Here is a 15,654-nt window from a genome sequence, read left to right as displayed (position 1 = left end):
GTTAATATTCCTGCACGACTTGTAATTGCGATGGGGGGACGGAGAAGGCTAGGTGGGCCAGGCGACGGTTGTCCTGGTGAAAGTGCGTAGGTGGTGTTTCTAGGCAAATCCGGAGACACAACACTGAGACACGAGACGAACGCACTACGGTGCGGAAGCCATTGATGCCCTGCTTCCAGGAAAAGCCTCTAAGCTTCAGATTACAAGTCATCGTACCCCAAACCGACACAGGTGGTCGGGTAGAGAATACCAAGGCGCTTGAGAGAACTCGGGTGAAGGAACTAGGCAAAATAGAACCGTAACTTCGGGAGAAGGTTCGCTCTTGACAGTGAAGTCCCTTGCGGATGGAGCAGTTGGGAGTCGCAGTGACCAGATGGCTGGGACTGTTTATCAAAAACACAGCACTCTGCAAACACGAAAGTGGACGTATAGGGTGTGACACCTGCCCGGTGCCGGAAGGTTAATTGATGGGGTTAGCGCAAGCGAAGCTCTTGATCGAAGCCCCGGTAAACGGCGGCCGTAACTATAACGGTCCTAAGGTAGCGAAATTCCTTGTCGGGTAAGTTCCGACCTGCACGAATGGTGTAACCATGGCCATGCTGTCTCCACCCGAGACTCAGTGAAATCGAATTCGCCGTGAAGATGCGGTGTACCCGCGGCTAGACGGAAAGACCCCGTGAACCTTTACTACAGCTTGGCACTGAACATTGAACCTACATGTGTAGGATAGGTGGGAGGCTTTGAAGGCGTGACGCCAGTTGCGCTGGAGCCGTCCTTGAAATACCACCCTTGTATGTTTGATGTTCTAACGCAGGGCCCTGAATCGGGCTCGCGGACAGTGCCTGGTGGGTAGTTTGACTGGGGCGGTCTCCTCCCAAAGAGTAACGGAGGAGCACGAAGGTTGGCTAATCCTGGTCGGACATCAGGAGGTTAGTGCAATGGCATAAGCCAGCTTAACTGCGAGACGGACAGGTCGAGCAGGTACGAAAGTAGGTCATAGTGATCCGGTGGTTCTGAATGGAAGGGCCATCGCTCAACGGATAAAAGGTACTCCGGGGATAACAGGCTGATACCGCCCAAGAGTTCATATCGACGGCGGTGTTTGGCACCTCGATGTCGGCTCATCACATCCTGGGGCTGAAGTCGGTCCCAAGGGTATGGCTGTTCGCCATTTAAAGTGGTACGCGAGCTGGGTTCAGAACGTCGTGAGACAGTTCGGTCCCTATCTGCCGTGGGCGTTGGATGATTGAAGGGAGTTGCTCCTAGTACGAGAGGACCGGAGTGAACGAACCTCTGGTGTTCGGGTTGTCACGCCAGTGGCACTGCCCGGTAGCTAAGTTCGGAATCGATAACCGCTGAAAGCATCTAAGCGGGAAGCGAGCCCTGAGATGAGTCATCCCTGACCCCTTGAGGGTCCTAAAGGGCCGTTGGAGACTACAACGTTGATAGGCGGGGTGTGTAAGTGCAGCGATGCATTGAGCTAACCCGTACTAATTACCCGTGAGGCTTAACCATACAACACCCAAGAAGTGTTCTAAGGCTTGTAGCAAACCTAAGCGAACTACGAATTCAGTGATAACGACAAGCAACGAGCAACATCGTTATTCACGTCAGCTTTCTAGATTAAGATTTTGCCTGGCGGCAATAGCGCCGTGGAACCACCTGATCCCATGCCGAACTCAGAAGTGAAACGCGGTAGCGCCGATGGTAGTGTGGCATTCGCCATGCGAGAGTAGGACACTGCCAGGCACCCAATTAAACGGTGATGTGAAAGACATAACCGGCTGCGAGGATGACACCTCATAAAGAAGCGGCAAAAGATTTAGCGCAAGCTAACCGAATGCGGAGCGGTAGTTCAGTCGGTTAGAATACCGGCCTGTCACGCCGGGGGTCGCGGGTTCGAGTCCCGTCCGCTCCGCCACTAATTTGAAGGCCTTCCCGGTTGGGAAGGCCTTTTTGCTATGGGCACTCTTTACCCAGCGACCCAAGACTTTCACACCAGAGCGAATACAAAAGCCCGGCTTCACGACCGGGCTTTTGTATTTTTAGCGCCTTAAACCACCAATATCTGGCTTTCTCTGCCAAGTAAGAGTGCCAGATAGCCGATTATTTCCACCATTTTCTGGCTATATCCGAGCCTTATCAGCCATTTGAGCGAGTTTACAGGCGGCCAAATCAGGCTTCTGTCGCTTGCTGGCTACAGAGCAGTTCCATATTGACCACCCCCTCTTCCATCTGCACGTCGATCTTGAAGCCAAGCCGTTTGGCGAGGTTGACCATGCCGCGATTGCTGGGCATGGTCATGCCGGATAACTGGCCAATCCCCTGCTCTTTGGCGTAACGGATGATCTTCTCCATCATCAATTTGCCGAGACCCACCCCTTTCAAGTCCGATCGCACCAGAATGGCAAACTCGGCATCGCTCTGGTCCGGGCTCGAAATGGCGCGTACCACGCCGAGGATCTGATCCTGCAGCTCGCCATCTTGCCCCACAGCAACGAAGGCCATCTCCCGGTCGTAATCTATCTGGGTCATGCGAGCCAGCTCTTCATGGCCCAGCTCGCCCACATCGGCAAAGAAGCGTTTGTACCTGTCTTCATCGGAGACCTGCAGCACGAACTGCTTGTGAGCCGGTTCATCTTCCGGCCGGATCGGGCGCAGCAGGATATGGCGCTGATCTTTAAGCCAGGCACCCTCCTCCAGTTCGGTAGGATAGGGGCGGATCGCCAGTCGGTTGCTGGTCGGGATGGCGGGGTCAGCCAGTGTGAGGCTGGCATCCAGCACCACCATCTCTGCACCGCACGCTTGCAGCGGATGAAGATCCAGCTCCTGAATTTGCGGGAAGGCGAGCAGCAGTTCGGATAGCTGGCAGAGCACCTGACCGAGGGCATCGATATCCAGCCGATCCGGAGTGGCATGTTCACGGATCTTGCGACTTTTGAGCGCACCGATGATCTGGTAACGGGCCAGTGCCTGATTGAGCGGCGGTAGTGCCGCGACCATCTCCTGTGGCTCCGCGCCCGATTCACCGAGCAGGATGACGGGGCCAAAGATGGCGTCTTGCTGAATACGTACCCGCAGCTCCAGACCGCCACTGCGCCGCGCCATGCGCTGTACCAGCAACCCTTCAATACGGGCGCCGGGATCGTGCTGTTTCACCCTGTCGAGAATGGCGTCGGCAGCCTGTGCTACTTCGGCCGAGGTGCGCAGATTGAGCACCACACCATGCACGGCAGATTTGTGCAGGATGTCGGGCGAACGGAGTTTGACTGCCACCGGGTAGCCGATCTGCTCGGCGGTGAGGGTCGCCTCGATGGCGTCGGTGACGATCCAGGTTGGCAGGGTCGAGAGACCGGCGGCTTGTAAAATCGGGTGTACCAGATGGGTATCCAATCTTAGCTGTTTGCGCTCCTGCGCTTGGCGGATCAGCGGCTGGCACAGCTCGACATTGAGCTGGTTGCCGTGCAGTGACGCTGGGGTTTCCATCAGTTGCTTCTGGTTGCGACGGTATTCCACCATGTGCATGAAGGCCGCCATGGCGCTTTCCGGCGTGCGGTAGGTCGGGAAGCCCGCCTCGGTAAAGAGCTTGCGCCCCTCCTGCGCCGAGTACTCGCCCGCCCAGTTGGTGAGGATATTGAAACGGCGCGCTCTGGGATGCTGTTTCAGATGGGCAATAAGATGGCTGGCCAGCGGCGCGCTCGGTGCCGTGAGCGAGGGGGCGTGGATGATCAGGATGGCGTCGATGCCATCCTCCTGCAACACGTTGTCCAGCGCCTCCTGATAAGTGGTGATGGTGGCATCGCTGCCGATATCGAGTGGCGGGCGAGCCAGCTTGCCGCCCCGCTCCAGCAGTACATCTACCGCCATATTGGCCAGCCCTCGGCCGTTGGAGATGATGGCGAGCCGCTCTCCCTTGAGGGTCATGGAGTGGCTGAGGGTTTCTACCGCGGCGAATAGTTCGTGGGTATCCCGCACCCGTAACATGCCGGCGCGGCGGATGGCGGCATCATAGACATTGTCGAGACCGTGCGCCGGTTCGTGGCGCCCGCTTTTCAGTACCAGGATCGGCTTGTTGCGCGAGGCTGCTCGCGCTGCCGAGAGAAAGTGGCGGGCGTCGTGCAACTTGTCCATATAGATCAAAATGGCGCGGGTCACGCTGTCGCGGGAAAGTTGATCCAGCAGCTGGCCGAAGTCGATATCGCAGTGATCCCCCAGGGAGATGAAGGCGGAGAAGCCCAGTTCATGCTGCTTGGCCCAATCCAGAATGGTGGTGCTGACGGCGGCGGATTGCGACAGAAAGGCGACCTGCCCCGGCTTGGCGGCAATGGGTGAAAAGCTGGCGTTAATCCCCTGGCCGGGCAGCAGCATCCCCATGCTGTTGGGGCCGAGCAGGCGAATGCCATATTGCTGGCAGACCCGTTTCAGCTCCAGCCGCTCCTCGGGGGAAAAGTCGGCGGCCAGTATGATGGCAGCCCCCGCGCCCTTTTGGCCGAGCGCTTCCAGCAACGGCAAGACTCGCTCCCGCCTGGTGCAGATGATGGCGAGATCCGGAGCCAGTGGCAGGCTGGCAATGTCGGGATAGGCCAGCACGCCAGCCACTGCCTTGCTGCGCGGGGTGACCGGCAGGATGGGCCCTTTGAACTGGCCTGCCAGCAGGTGGCGCACGATCACATGACCCGCCTTGAGCGGATCGGTCGAGGCGCCGATCACGGCGATTGATTGGGGTTTGAACAGCCGATCCAGACCGCTTGCGTTCATGGGCACTCCCGACAAAAGGGGGAAGATACCAGTCTAATACGCCTTTGCTGCAGGTTCTGTGATCGGATCCTGATCACCGTTTGTTCAGGGCATTGGCACGCAGATAAAAGCGCAGTTCGCCCTGCACCCGGCGAATGGCTCCCAGGTGGCATTCCTGAAGATAGATATCCTGCTCCCGATCGAGCGCCGTACTGGGCACGCCCATGCTTTGCAGATACTCGTCAAACAGGGTTGAACCCTTGATCTCTACCAGATGCTGTTTCATGGCTCTCCTCCCTGCGCCTTGGCGTTTGTTGATGAACGCTCAGTCTGCGATGACCTGTCGGGTTTGCCTATTGTCACTTTTGACACGAGATTTGACACGAGAGCGCTCACACATCTTTCAGAGAGGGCGCCGTTGAGACGCTGGCTGGCGTTATAGTATGGCGAGGAGCACGAGGCACGGATGGTGCACAGGATGATCAGAGTTTGGTGGTGGTGCATGGCACTGTGGACGGTTGGCGTATCGGCAACCGAGCAGCCTATCCGCGCCTGGAATCTGCTGCTGGATCACCCCAACCCCGCCGTCGTCCAGTTGTTGCGGCTCTCCCTCGATCTCACCGTGCCCGAATATGGCCCCTACCAGCTGGTTTCCAGCCCGCAAATGGAGCAGGGGCGGGCGGTGAAGGAGCTGCGTAGCGGCGAGCTGGTTCAGGTCGGTGTCTTTGCCCCGGATGGTGCGCGAGAGAGGGAGTTGCTTGCAATCCACATTCCGCTGGCCAAGGGGCTGCTGGGATGGCGGGTGTGTCTGGTTCGGCGGGGGGATGAGGGGCGTTTTGCCGCGATCGGGTCGTTGGCGGACTGGCATCGCGCCGGGCTCTCCATCGGTCAGCACAGATCCTGGCCAGACACCCAGTTGCTGCGGGCCAACGGTCTCAAGGTGACGGTGGGCAATCTTTATGAGGCGCTCTTCAACATGCTGCGCAAGAAGCGCTTTGACTGCTTCCTGCGATCGGTCATCGAGGTCGAGGATGAGCTAAGGCAGCATCCGGATCTCGCCATCGAGCCCCGTCTGGTGTTTCGCTATCCGCTGGCACTGCTCTTCTTTGTCTCGCCAAAATATCCGGAGCTGGCCCAGCGCATCGAGCTCGGCCTGCTGCGGGCGCGGCAGTCTGGTGCTTTTGACCGGGTCTTTGAAGAGGGATTCGGCAGTACCATTCGGCGGTTGAAACTGGATGAGCGGGTGCGTCTCGAGCTGCACAACCCCGACTTGCCGCTGCCCAGTCGCATCATGATGGCCGATCCGGCCCTTATCTATAATCCGGTGTCAGCGCAGTGAGCCCTGATTCTGCGCAGTATCCCAGAAGGCGCGGATCAGCGGCTCTTCCAGCCGCTTCTTGAGCACCCCGATCCCCACATCAAATGGCTTGAAGGCTGGTTTGAGGTCGATGATCCGCACCTTGTCACCGAGCGGGCTGTGGTCGATTACCGCCGCAGGCACCAATCCTACGCCACAGCCGAGCGCCACCATGGCGACGATTCCCTCGTTACCCGCCACTTCGGCGTAGATGTTGGGCGCTATCCCCTTGTTGCGAAACCACTGATCGCTGCGTTTGCGGGCCAAGCCCTGCTCGGAGAGGATGACTGGCAGCTGCTCCCAATCAGGTTCTCCCTGACGGAACCACTGGTTCAGTTGCGGGGCGTTGCGCGGCGCGATAAAGACCAGCGGCACCTGCTGCAGGCTGGCGAACTCCAGCTTGGCGGGCAGGGCGTCGGGGCGGGCAGCGATGGCGAGATCTGCCTCGTCGGCCAGGATCTTGTCCACCGCCAGCGCCGGGTCACCGGTCTCCAGCTTGATCTCCAGCTGGGGGTAGCGGCGGCGAAAGCGCTCCAGTACCTCGGGCAGCAGAAAGTAACTGGCAGTGACCGAGCAGAACACCCGCAGCCGCCCCTGCAGCGGTTCATCGCTGCGTTTGAGCTCCTGCTTGAGCTGGCGCCACTCCTGCAACAGGCCGCCACCAAACTCCCGCAGTTTCTCGCCAGCAGGGGTGAGCCGTACCGAGCGGTTGTCCCGCTCGAACAGGATGCAGCCGGTCTCCTGCTCCAGCCGCTGGATGGCGCGGCTCAGGGTGGAAGGGCTGACCGCCATAGCATCGGCGCTTTTGCCGAAATGAAGGGAGTCGGCGAGGTGGAGAAACAGCTCGAGATTGCGAAGGTCCATTGATCACTTCCTGCTGCAGTCAGGGCATAAATTCATGCCGAACCGTCCGGCTCTGGCAACCGCATCCCCGCACAATTCAGCGGCCACATTGTCGAAACGGGGGCACATTTAGGGATAAATTGCCAAGAATCATCTTTCAATTCTTGCAACGTACTGTTTCGAATATATCAGTTCAGGCAATAAGTGTCCCGCGCTATAGTGGTTTAGACAACGCCGCTATCCGGCATGGAATCAATCGAACGGAGCAATCACCATGGCTAACTATTTCAACACCTTGAACCTGCGTCAGCAGTTGGCCCAACTGGGCAAGTGTCGTTTCATGCAGCGCGAAGAGTTCGCGGACGGCTGCAACGTGCTGAAGGGCAAGAAGGTGGTGATTGTGGGCTGTGGTGCCCAGGGTCTGAACCAGGGTCTGAACATGCGTGACTCCGGGCTGGATATCTCCTACGCCCTGCGCAAGGCCGCCATCACCGAGAAGCGCGCCTCCTGGCAGAAAGCCACCGACAACGGCTTCGCGGTCGGTACCTATGAAGAGCTGATCCCGACCGCCGATCTGGTGCTGAACCTGACTCCGGACAAACAGCACTCCGACGTGGTGAAAACCGTGATGCCGCTGATGAAGCAGGGCGCTGCGCTGGGCTACTCCCACGGCTTCAACGTGGTGGAAGAGGGTCAGCAGATCCGCTCCGACATCACAGTTGTTATGGTGGCGCCGAAGTGCCCGGGTACCGAAGTGCGTGAAGAGTACAAGCGCGGTTTCGGCGTACCGACTCTGATCGCTGTTCACCCGGAAAATGACCCGAAAGGTGAAGGCATGGCCATCGCCAAGGCGTGGGCCTCTGCCACCGGCGGCGACCGTGCCGGGGTGCTGGAGTCCTCCTTCGTGGCGGAAGTGAAATCCGACCTGATGGGCGAGCAGACCATCCTCTGCGGCATGCTGCAGGCCGGTTCCCTGCTCTGCTACGACAAGCTGGTTGCCGAAGGCACAGACCCGGCCTACGCCGGCAAGCTGATCCAGTTCGGCTGGGAGACCATCACCGAAGCCCTGAAACAGGGTGGTATCAGCCTGATGATGGACCGCCTCTCCAACCCTGCCAAGCTGCGCGCCTTCGAGCTCTCCGAGCAGCTCAAGACCCTGATGCGCCCGCTGTTCGAGAAGCATATGGACGACATCATTGCCGGTGAGTTCTCTCGCGGCATGATGGCCGACTGGGCCGAAGACGATGCCAAGCTGTTCGGCTGGCGCGAAGAGACCGGTAAATCCGCCTTCGAAAACGCCCCGGCGTTTGCAGGCAAGATTGCCGAGCAGGAGTACTTCGACAATGGCGTGGTGATGGTGGCCATGGTCAAGGCGGGTGTCGAGCTGGCATTCGAGACCATGGTGGCTTCCGGTATCTACGAGGAGTCCGCCTACTACGAATCCCTGCACGAGTTGCCGCTGATCGCCAACACCGTTGCCCGCAAGCGTCTGTACGAGATGAACGTGGTCATCTCCGATACCGCCGAGTACGGCAACTACCTGTTCGCCAACGCCGCCGTGCCCTTGCTGCGCGAGCACTTCATGCCGACCCTGAAAGCGGGCGATCTGGGTGCCAGCAAGGCGGAAGGGCAGAGCGTGGATAACCTGGCGCTGCTGGCGGCCAACGAAGCGACCCGCAACCACCCGATCGAAAAAATCGGCCAGGTACTGCGCGGTTACATGAAGGACATGAAACGCATCGCCGTTGGCGGTTAAGTCAGCATCGGACTGGAGGATGAAGGGGCGGGGATGACGATCCCCGTCGCCGGTCGGACTGGACACCCGACCGGCCCGCCAGAAAACCCAGCCCGACAGCCATAAATAAAAAAGCCCCGCTCATCGAGCGGGGCTTTTGCATTCAGAAAGGCCGGATAAATCAGGCTTTCCACGCTTTCCAGGTGTTGATCAGACCGTTGGTGGAGCAGTCGTGGCTGGTGACAGCCTCGTTGTTGCCCAGCTCCGGCAGGATCTTGTTGGCCAGCTGTTTGCCCAGCTCCACGCCCCACTGGTCGAAGCTGAAGATGTTCCAGATTGCGCCCTGTACGAAGATCTTGTGCTCGTACATGGCGATCAGGGCACCCAGGGTTTTCGGGGTCAGGCTCTTGAACAGGATGGAGTTGGTCGGGCGGTTGCCTTCGAACACCTTGAACGGCACCAGATCCTTGACCTGCTCCAGGGTTTTGCCAGCCGCCAGGAACTCGGCTTCAACCTCTTCCTTGCTCTTGCCGAAGGCCAGCGCCTCGGTCTGGGCGAAGAAGTTGGCCAGCAGTTTCGGGTGATGGTCACCGATCGGGTTGTGGCTGATGGCCGGCGCCAGGAAGTCACAGGGGATCAGCTTGGTGCCTTGATGGATCAGCTGGTAGAAGGCGTGCTGGCCGTTGGTACCCGGCTCACCCCAGATGATGGGGCCAGTCTGGTAGTCAACCGGCTTGCCGTTGCGATCCACGTACTTGCCGTTGGACTCCATGTTGCCCTGCTGGAAGTAGGCAGGGAAGCGGTGCATGTACTGATCGTACGGCAGGATGGCTTCGGACTCGGCACCGTAGAAGTTGTTGTACCACAGGCCGATCAGCGCCAGCAGCACCGGCACGTTCTGCTCATAGGAGGCAGTGGCGAAGTGCATGTCCATCTCGAAAGCGCCTTGCAGCAGGGCTTCGAAGTTTTCGAAACCGACAGACAGGGCGATGGGCATGCCGATGGCAGACCAGGAGGAGTAGCGGCCGCCAACCCAGTCCCAGAACTCGAACATGTTGTTGGTGTCGATGCCGAACTCGGCCACGGCCTTGCCGTTGGTGGAGAGCGCGGCGAAGTGCTTGGCAACGTGGGCCTTGTCACCGGCGATCTTGATGAACCAGTCGCGGGCGGTCAGGGCGTTGGTCATGGTCTCCTGGGTGGTGAAGGTCTTGGAGGCCACCAGGAACAGGGTGGTTTCCGGATCGATCTTCTTCAGGGTCTCGGCGATATGGGTGCCATCGACGTTGGAGACGAAGTGCATCTGCAGGTGGTTTTTGTAGGGACGCAGTGCCTCGGTGATCATCACCGGGCCGAGATCGGAGCCACCGATACCGATGTTGACCACGTGCTGGATCGCTTTGCCGGTGTAGCCTTTCCACTCGCCGGAGATGATCTTCTCGCAGAAGCCTTTCATCTTGGCCAGGACGGCATTCACTTCCGGCATAACATCCTTGCCATCGCACTCGATGGGGCGGTCGGAGCGGTTGCGCAGGGCCACGTGCAGTACGGAGCGCCCTTCGGTCATGTTGATCTTGTCGCCATTGAACATGGCATCGATCGCGCTGCGAAGATCGGTCTCTTTGGCCAGATCAACCAGCAACTTGAGGGTTTCTTCGGTGATCAGGTTCTTCGAGTAATCAACCAGGATGTCGCCGCCGAAGGTGAGGGAAAACTTGTCAAAGCGCTTCGGGTCCTGCGCGAACAGATCCTTGAGTCGGGTCTCTTTGTTTGCTGCAAAGTGGGCTTCCAGTGCCTGCCAGGCCTGGGTTTGGGTTGGATTGATGTTTTTCATAGGATTCCTGAAATGCCAAGTTGTGTTTGAACCTTGCAGGCAAGGTCCCGCCAAACCTTATTATCCGAGCATTATAGCGAGCCGGCCGGGCGGCCCGTGTAACAGAGTTTTACCGATTGTCTTTTACCGCAATGGGGCAACCGTCGGGAGTATACAACCAGAACATCGGGATTATGAGTCACGAAAGCAAGGGGGATCTTGCGCTCGCTCATGATTGGGGCTGGCCCGCTGCTCTGAAATTGTTTTCATTCCGCCGGCCTGATTATGCAGCGGATGGCGCGCCAGAAATGACAATGCCAGCCCGAAGGCTGGCATTGTTGATTGCTGCTTTTACCGCGATTACGCCTGCGGTTTTTGCATGTGCATCACCATCTGCGGGAAGGGAATTTCGATCCCTTCGGCATCAAAGGTCAGTTTCACCTTCTCGTGGAAGTCGAACCAGACACCCCAGTAGTCGCCGGTCTTGACCCACGGGCGCACCACGATATTGACCGAGGAGTCGGCCAGCGCGGCTACGGCGATGGTGGCAGCCGGATCTTTCAGGATGCGCGGCTCTTCGTTCACCAGACGCTCAAGGATCTGCTTGGCCTTGCGCAGGTCGGAGCCGTAGCCGATACCAAAGGTCATATCGACGCGGCGGGTATCCATGCGCGAGTAGTTGACGATGGTGCCGTTGAGGATAGCGGAGTTCGGTACTACCACCATCTTGTTGTCACCGGAGGTGAGGGTGGTGGTGAACAGCTGAACGGATTGCACCACGCCAGACGTGCCTGCCACTTCGATAAACTCGCCCGCCTTGATGGGGCGGAAGATAATCAGCAGAAAGCCGGCGGCAAAGTTGGAGAGCGAGCCTTGCAGCGCCAGACCGATGGCCAGACCGGCAGCACCGATGATGGCGACGAAGGAGGCGGTCTGCACCCCGACCCGGCCCAGCGCGGCGATCACCACGAACACCAGAATGGCGTATTTGAGGATGCTGCCGACGAAGTGGGTGACTGTGGTGTCGAGCTTGCGCGCCTGCATCACTTTTACCACGCCACCGCTGAGCAGATTGGCGGCGATATAGCCGACCAGCAGGGTGAGCAGGGCGGCCGCGATGTTGACGGCATACTCGATCAGCAGGCCCTGGTTATTGACCAGCCAGGTCTGTGCTTCGGTAATGATTTCGGGTTCCATAGGATGTCCTTTCGGGTGCTAAAGGTTTATGGCGCATGAATCTAACATCGCAGCGCGACAGTCCGGGTCGCATCTGGTGCTTATTTTACTGCCATAAAAAGCTGCCACAAAAAAGAAGGGAGGCCAAGGCCTCCCTTCTTCATGCTCGGTGAAAAGCGCTGCCGCTCAGCTCTGCAGCAGCTGGCTGCGGATAAACTGCCACTGATCCTCGAAGCCAGCGGTGGGCTTGAGCTTGAACTCGGAACGGACAAACTGGCTGATGCGGCCCTCGGTATAGGCCAGCAGCAGATTGGCCAGCATGGTTTCGTCGAGTTGGAAGCCCTGACCCTCGCGCAGCCGTTTCTCGCGCAGTACCTGCTTGATCTGGGTCTCCAGCTTGTCAAACAGGATGCTGATGCGATCCCGCAACCGGTCATGCTCGCCCAGCAGGGCATCACCGTTGAGGATGCGGGTGATGCCGGGATTGCGCTCGGCGAACACCAGCAGCAGCTGCAGGATGTGGTGGCAGCGCGCCATGGTGTCTTTCTCTTCCGCCATGATCAGATTGACCCGTGACAGCAGGGAATCCTCGATAAAGTCGATCAGCCCTTCGAACATCCGCGCTTTGCTTGGAAAGTGTCGATAGAGGGCTGCTTCAGAGACGCCGACCTCGGCCGCCAGACGGGCCGTGGTGATGCGCTGGCCGGGACTGGTTTCCAGCATATGGGCGAGCGCCTGCAGGATCTGATCGCGCCGACTCTGTTTCTGATTACTGCTTGCCATGGATTCCCCTAAAAAAACAATGGCTTGATTCTGTTATTAGGCACCGCCCATCAGGCTGGTGTGGTCTGTTATTGGCGACCAGAAGAACCAAAACCGCCTTCACCCCGTTCGCTCTGGTTGAACTCATCGACCAGTTGGAAGCTGGCCTGAACTACCGGCATGATCACCAGCTGGGCGATGCGCTCGCCGGGTTGCATGGTGAACTCATCCTTGCCGCGGTTCCAGACCGAGACCATCAGCTGACCCTGGTAATCGGAATCGATAAGACCGACCAGGTTGCCCAGCACGATGCCGTGCTTATGGCCGAGGCCGGAGCGGGGCAGGATGGTGGCACACAGACCCGGATCCTGGATGTGAATGGCCAGACCGGTCGGCACCAGGGTGGTATCACCCGGAGCCAGAGTCAGCGGCGCATCCAGCAGTGCGCGCAGATCCATGCCGGCAGAGCCCGGTGTGGCGTAGGCGGGCAGCGGGTACTCGGTACCGATACGGGCATCCAGAATCTTCAGTTCAATTTGTGTAGTCATGAATCGCTTTTTCAGTTGGATCTTGTATTGGCGCCCCTCTTGGCAAGGCGGGGCGCCGTGAGTCTTGTTCTTTCGGGACGCTCAGTGCCGGTAGTGGCGCGCAATCAGGGCGATCAGGTGACGGGCCAGCGTCAGCTTGTCGGCCAGCGGCAGCGGGGCCTGGCCCCCTTGCCAGAACACGGTCAGGGCGTTGTCATCGGCGTTGAAGCCTTGCCCCTCGCGGGACACATCGTTGGCGGCGATCATGTCCAGCCGCTTACGCTGCAACTTGTCGAGGGCGTATTGTTCCACATCCACGGTTTCGGCGGCAAATCCGACGGTGAAGGGTTTGTCTGAAAGGGCACCAACGGCCGCGATGATGTCGGGATTCTTCACCAGCGTCACCACCATCTGGTCGTTGTCGCCGGTCTTCTTGATCTTCTGACTGGCGACCTGCTCGGGGCGATAGTCGGCCACCGCCGCGCAGCCGATGAAGAGGTCGCACTCGCCGACCCGGTTCATCACCGCCTGATGCATCTGCTCGGCGCTCTCCACATCGATGCGGGTGACGCCAGCTGGTGTAGCCAGCGTTACCGGGCCGCTCACCAGCGTCACTTCGGCGCCCGCTTCACGGGCAGCACGAGCGATGGCGTAACCCATCTTGCCGGAGCTGTGGTTGCTGATGTAGCGCACAGGATCCAGCGCCTCGCGGGTTGGACCGGCGGTGAGCAGCAGCTTGACTCCTGCCAGCAAGGGCTCGGCGGCCAGCTGCTGGCAGCAGCGATCCACCAGTTCGAGGGGCTCCAGCATCCGGCCCGGGCCCACATCGCCACAGGCCTGGCTGCCGGCATCCGGCCCCCACAGCAGAATGCCGCGGCTGGCCAGGGTCTTGAGGTTGGCCTGGGTGGCGGCGTTGAGATACATCTGCTGATTCATTGCCGGTGCCAGCGCGATGGGCGCCGGCGTGGCCAGACAGAGGGTGGTCAGCAGTTCGTCGGCCATGCCTGCAGCCATCCGCGCCATCAGGTTGGCGCTGGCGGGGGCGATCAGTACCAGATCGGCCCACTTGGCCAGCTCGATATGACCCATGCCAGCCTCGGCAGAGGGGTCCAGCAGGCTGTAGGCCACCGGATGACCGGAGACCGCCTGCAGGGTCAGCGGGGTGATGAACTCCTTGGCGGAGCGGGTCATCACCACCCGCACTTCGGCGCCCTGATCTTTCAGGCGGCGTACCAGCTCGGCACTCTTGTAGGCGGCGATCCCGCCACTGACACCCAACAGGATGCGTTTATCGGCCAATCTCATCTGCTGTTTCTCTATCCGGCTCATTCTGACTGGTCGGCTAAGATACCACAGGCAATGGATGACGACAGGGGTTGGCATCAAGGGGGGTGGTCGGGCGCGCGCAATTTTTTGCTATGTTTTTTCTCAGCAGGGATGAGGGAGAGACAAATGAGCATCAAAGAGTGGCCGGAAGATGAACGCCCCAGAGAGAAGTTGCTGCGTCAGGGGCCCGCGGCGCTCTCCGATGCCGAGCTGCTCGCCATCTTTTTGCGCACCGGCGTGAATGGCCTGAGTGCAGTGGATCTTTCACGTAATCTATTGAATCAATTCGGCTCTTTGCGCAGCTTGCTGGGCGCGGATCAACGGGCATTCTGCGAGGCGCACGGCCTTGGCCCGGCCAAATATGCCCAGTTGCAGGCGGTGCTGGAGATGGCCAGACGCCATCTGGCCGAGCAGCTGCAACGGGGCGATGCGCTCACCTCGTCCCAGCTGACCCGCGACTATCTGCAGGCCCAGCTACGGGATCGGCCGCGCGAGGTGTTTGCCCTGCTGTTGCTCGATAATCAGCACAGAGTCATTCAATTTGTTGAGCTTTTTTTCGGCACAATCGATTCGGCAAGTGTCTGGCCAAGAGAAATCGTGCAGATCGCGCTCAAACATAATGCAGCCGCGGTGATTCTGGCGCATAATCACCCGTCCGGCGTCGCCGAGCCCAGCAGGGCCGACCGCCAGATCACGGATCGGATCACGGCCGCTTTGGCCCTGATCGATATCAGAGTGCTGGATCACTTGGTGATCGGTGATGGCATCACGGTTTCTTTTGCCGAGCGCGGTTGGCTATAACTGTGCTCTGGCACCGTATTAGTTGATCTTTGATCACGGATGCTGTATAAAATGCCGCCTTCTGTTTGCCCCGCAATCGAAGGCCAGCGGGGCAGATATTTGCTCGAGCAATGAAGTAAGATTTGGAGAGACTGACATGTCTAGAGTATGCCAAGTAACCGGCAAGCGCCCGGCAGTTGGTAACAACCGTTCGCACGCTAACAACGCCACCAAGCGTCGTTTCCTGCCGAACCTGCACACTCACCGTTTCTGGGTTGAGAGTGAAAAACGCTTCGTAAGCCTGCGCGTATCCGCAAAAGGCATGCGTATCATCGACAAGCGTGGCGTTGAAGTGGTTCTGGCTGAACTGCGCGCCAGCGGTGTTAAGGTATAAGGAATTAGATCATGGCTAAAGGTATTCGCGAGAAAATTCGCCTGAACTCCAGCGCCGGTACTGGTCACTTCTATACCACTACCAAAAACAAGCGCACCATGCCCGAAAAAATGGAGATCAAAAAGTTTGATCCCGTTGTTCGTCAGCATGTGATCTACAAGGAAGGCAAAATCAAGTAATTACTTGATGCTGCATTCCCAAAAACCC

At 59.0% G+C, this 15,654-nt stretch carries 13 protein-coding genes, 1 tRNA gene and 2 rRNA genes (1 of these 16 cut by a window edge); 8 read left to right on the top strand and 8 right to left on the bottom strand.

Annotated elements, in window-relative coordinates; genetic code table 11:
* From I6L49_RS15280 to I6L49_RS15270, 3 genes are all read left to right on the top strand, one after another.
* Positions 1-1,515 (top strand): 23S ribosomal RNA (locus I6L49_RS15280) (it extends 1,375 nt beyond the left edge of the window).
* A gap of 119 nt (positions 1,516-1,634) precedes the next feature.
* Positions 1,635-1,749: ribosomal RNA gene (rrf, locus tag I6L49_RS15275) — 5S ribosomal RNA — on the top strand.
* A gap of 95 nt (positions 1,750-1,844) precedes the next feature.
* A tRNA-Asp gene (locus I6L49_RS15270) sits at positions 1,845-1,921 on the top strand.
* 254 nt (positions 1,922-2,175) lie between these two features.
* Here I6L49_RS15270 and I6L49_RS15265 read toward each other — a convergent pair.
* Both I6L49_RS15265 and I6L49_RS15260 read right to left on the bottom strand, forming a co-directional pair.
* Positions 2,176-4,758: a bifunctional acetate--CoA ligase family protein/GNAT family N-acetyltransferase gene (locus tag I6L49_RS15265; RefSeq protein WP_216949859.1), complete on the bottom strand. Its 2,583-nt coding sequence runs from the start codon at positions 4,756-4,758 to the stop codon at positions 2,176-2,178.
* A gap of 73 nt (positions 4,759-4,831) precedes the next feature.
* Positions 4,832-5,023 (bottom strand): hypothetical protein, encoded by a 192-nt coding sequence (locus I6L49_RS15260; RefSeq protein ID WP_216949858.1) that lies wholly within the window; start codon positions 5,021-5,023, stop codon positions 4,832-4,834.
* A gap of 192 nt (positions 5,024-5,215) precedes the next feature.
* On the opposite strand from I6L49_RS15260, the gene I6L49_RS15255 reads away from it, so the two are divergent.
* Positions 5,216-6,076 carry a hypothetical protein gene (locus I6L49_RS15255; protein ID WP_216949857.1) on the top strand — a complete coding sequence of 287 codons (861 nt, stop codon included), beginning with the start codon at positions 5,216-5,218 and terminating at the stop codon, positions 6,074-6,076.
* Here the strand turns inward: I6L49_RS15255 and ilvY are convergent.
* On the bottom strand, positions 6,065-6,958 hold the full coding sequence (gene ilvY, locus I6L49_RS15250) for an HTH-type transcriptional activator IlvY (protein WP_040069423.1): 894 nt from the start codon (positions 6,956-6,958) through the stop codon (positions 6,065-6,067). The two genes, I6L49_RS15255 and ilvY, sit on opposite strands and share 12 nt — an antisense overlap.
* A gap of 253 nt (positions 6,959-7,211) precedes the next feature.
* Between ilvY and ilvC the strand changes: the two genes are divergently transcribed.
* The gene (gene ilvC, locus I6L49_RS15245) at positions 7,212-8,693 is read left to right on the top strand and encodes a ketol-acid reductoisomerase (protein WP_041210772.1); all 1,482 of its coding nucleotides are present in this window, start codon (positions 7,212-7,214) and stop codon (positions 8,691-8,693) included.
* Between the two features lie 160 nt (positions 8,694-8,853).
* Here the strand turns inward: ilvC and pgi are convergent, their stop codons facing one another.
* The 5 genes from pgi to coaBC all read right to left on the bottom strand — a co-directional run bounded on the left by pgi (position 8,854) and on the right by coaBC (position 14,252).
* Positions 8,854-10,503 (bottom strand): glucose-6-phosphate isomerase, encoded by a 1,650-nt coding sequence (gene pgi / locus I6L49_RS15240; protein WP_005355982.1) that lies wholly within the window; start codon positions 10,501-10,503, stop codon positions 8,854-8,856.
* 339 nt (positions 10,504-10,842) lie between these two features.
* Complete coding sequence (locus tag I6L49_RS15235; RefSeq protein WP_041210774.1) at positions 10,843-11,679, bottom strand: mechanosensitive ion channel domain-containing protein; 837 nt, start codon at positions 11,677-11,679, stop codon at positions 10,843-10,845.
* A gap of 165 nt (positions 11,680-11,844) precedes the next feature.
* On the bottom strand, positions 11,845-12,441 hold the full coding sequence (slmA, locus tag I6L49_RS15230) for a nucleoid occlusion factor SlmA (protein WP_005339495.1): 597 nt from the start codon (positions 12,439-12,441) through the stop codon (positions 11,845-11,847).
* A gap of 68 nt (positions 12,442-12,509) precedes the next feature.
* Positions 12,510-12,968, bottom strand: a complete 459-nt coding sequence (dut, locus tag I6L49_RS15225) for a dUTP diphosphatase (protein WP_005339498.1) — start codon at positions 12,966-12,968, stop codon at positions 12,510-12,512.
* Positions 12,969-13,049: 81 nt separating this feature from the next.
* On the bottom strand, positions 13,050-14,252 hold the full coding sequence (coaBC, locus tag I6L49_RS15220; protein WP_216949856.1) for a bifunctional phosphopantothenoylcysteine decarboxylase/phosphopantothenate--cysteine ligase CoaBC: 1,203 nt from the start codon (positions 14,250-14,252) through the stop codon (positions 13,050-13,052).
* A 147-nt stretch (positions 14,253-14,399) separates the two neighbouring features.
* Here coaBC and radC point away from each other — a divergent pair, with 147 nt between their 5' ends.
* From radC to rpmG, 3 genes are all read left to right on the top strand, one after another.
* Positions 14,400-15,074 carry a DNA repair protein RadC gene (gene radC, locus I6L49_RS15215; protein WP_216949855.1) on the top strand — a complete coding sequence of 225 codons (675 nt, stop codon included), beginning with the start codon at positions 14,400-14,402 and terminating at the stop codon, positions 15,072-15,074.
* Between the two features lie 136 nt (positions 15,075-15,210).
* The gene (rpmB, locus tag I6L49_RS15210; RefSeq protein ID WP_005307492.1) at positions 15,211-15,447 is read left to right on the top strand and encodes a 50S ribosomal protein L28; all 237 of its coding nucleotides are present in this window, start codon (positions 15,211-15,213) and stop codon (positions 15,445-15,447) included.
* Between the two features lie 11 nt (positions 15,448-15,458).
* The gene (gene rpmG, locus I6L49_RS15205; protein ID WP_005307500.1) at positions 15,459-15,626 is read left to right on the top strand and encodes a 50S ribosomal protein L33; all 168 of its coding nucleotides are present in this window, start codon (positions 15,459-15,461) and stop codon (positions 15,624-15,626) included.
* The last annotated feature ends 28 nt before the right edge of the window (positions 15,627-15,654 follow it).

Origin of the sequence: Aeromonas sp. FDAARGOS 1419 (assembly GCF_019047045.1) — a bacterium.
Classification (GTDB): Bacteria; Pseudomonadota; Gammaproteobacteria; order Enterobacterales; family Aeromonadaceae; genus Aeromonas; species Aeromonas veronii.
Note: the sequence above shows the minus strand (reverse complement) of the source record. Positions and strands in the feature narration are given on the sequence as shown.